Raw genomic sequence first — 1954 nt, 5'->3', positions numbered from 1 at the left:
GCCTCGAACGGCATCGAACCGCCCTTCTCCTGGACCTACAGCCGCAAGAAGCGCATGCAGGACGGCACGATCAAGGAATACTCGGTCGAGGATTACGCCTGGCGCCTCTACAAGCACCGCGGCGGCGACGTCAGCAAGCTGCCCGAGTACTTCGTCACGGCCCTTGAAATTTCCGCCAAGGCACACAGCGACATGGTCGCCGCCGTCGCACCGTTCATCGACACCTCGATTTCGAAGACAGTGAACGTCCCGGCCGACTACCCGTACGAAGACTTCCAGGACCTCTACATGAGCGCCTGGAAGTCGGGACTCAAGGGTCTGGCCACCTACCGTCCGAACAGCGTGCTCGGCTCCGTGCTGTCCGTTACCAGCAGCGAGCCGGCCAAGACCGAGGGCGATGCCAAGGCGCCGCAGGATTTCGTCACCGACGCCAACCGCCGCCTGTCGATCAAGAACCTGCCGGCTCCTGTGCTCGCCAGCCTGCGCTGGCCGGGCCGCCCGAACCTGCCGGAAGGCAACCTGTGCTGGACCTACATGCTCGACTCGCCGATCGGCAAGTTCGCGCTGTTCGTCGGCCACGTCGAACCGGAAGGCAAGGCCTGGCCGTTCGAAGTCTGGGCCAACGGCCCGGCCGAACCACGCGGCCTCGGTGCCGTCGCCAAGACGCTGTCGATGGACATGCGCGCCAAGGATCATGGCTGGCTGCAAATGAAGCTCGATGCCCTGGCCAAAACGCCAGGCGACGCCTTCGAAATGCCAATGCCCCCGCACGGCGAACGCAAGCGCGTACCGTCCGTGGTGTCCGCCATGGCCCAGATCATCCGCTGGCGTTGCGATCAGCTCGGCGCCTTCAAGAACGAAGGCCCGACGCCGGTCAAGGATGCCCTGTTCAGCGCCAAGGAGCCGAAGACCGGCACCGACGGCACGCTGTCGTGGACGGTGGACATCAACAACCCGTCGACCGGCGAAGACTTCGTCCTCGGCCTCAAGGAAATCACCCTGCCGGACGGCGTCACCCGCCCCTACTCGATGTGGCTGTCGGGCAACTATCCGCGCGCCCTCGATGGCCTGTCCAAGCTGCTTTCGCTCGACATGCGCGTCCTTGATCCGGCCTGGATCGGCATGAAGCTCAGGAAGCTGATCGACTACTCCGAGCCGCTCGGCGACTTCATGGCCTTCGTCCCGGGGTCACGCAAGCAGCAAACCTTCCCGTCGACCGTGGCCTACATCGCCCAGCTGATCATCCACCGCTATGCCATGCTCGGCATCCTCGACGAAAGCGGCTTCCCGCTGCAGCAGATGGGCATCCTCGAAGCGCCGGAAGACTCGACCAGCAACAAGGTCCTGCCGACGCAAGGCAAGCTGTGCAGCGAGTGCGGGAACCACACGATGATCCGCAAGGATGGCTGTGATTTCTGCACGGCCTGCGGCGCGGTAGGCACCTGCGGCTGATCGCTGACTGCCCCAAAAAACGCCCCGGTCATGCCGGGGCGTTTTGCTTTGGGGCTGATTTCAGGCCGAAGCACGAAGTCGATTTTGGCCGTTTTTTCCGGTCGACCGTAGCAATCGCCCGGAAGGACTCAGCGCTTCGGGTTTAGGGCTTGTCGAGCCAGAACAGCGAGGTGATGGTCTTGGCGTCGCTGATGCGACCATCCCAGACAGCCTGCCTGGCTTCGGCCGGCGACAGTTCGACGACATCGAGGAATTCGTTGTGGTCGAGCTGCTTTTCACCGGCCAGATGCAGGCCATGCGCCACAAAGATTTCGATGCGTTCGTCAGAGTAACCGATGCACGGGTGCATCACGCCAAGGTATTCCCAGTCGCTGGCGACATAGCCGGTTTCTTCCCGGAGTTCACGCTGAGCGGTGTCGATGATGGCTTCGCCATGATCGATCTTGCCAGCCGGTAGTTCGAGAAAAACGCGGCGCAACGGATAGCGGAACTGTCGCTCAAA

At 62.9% G+C, this 1954-nt stretch carries 2 protein-coding genes; one reads left to right on the top strand and one right to left on the bottom strand.

Annotation, left to right across the window (positions count from 1 at the left end; genetic code table 11):
* The coding region (locus ADADOO_RS16400; protein WP_511278583.1) for a ribonucleotide reductase barrel domain-containing protein at positions 1–1452 on the top strand (1452 nt) is incomplete at its 5' end.
* A gap of 142 nt (positions 1453–1594) precedes the next feature.
* On the opposite strand, the gene ADADOO_RS16395 is transcribed toward ADADOO_RS16400, so the two are convergent.
* The coding region (locus ADADOO_RS16395; protein ID WP_511278582.1) for an NUDIX domain-containing protein at positions 1595–1954 on the bottom strand (360 nt) is incomplete at its 5' end.

The organism is Azonexus sp. (assembly GCF_036170495.1).
GTDB lineage: Bacteria > Pseudomonadota > Gammaproteobacteria > Burkholderiales > Rhodocyclaceae > Azonexus.
Note: the sequence above shows the minus strand (reverse complement) of the source record. Positions and strands in the feature narration are given on the sequence as shown.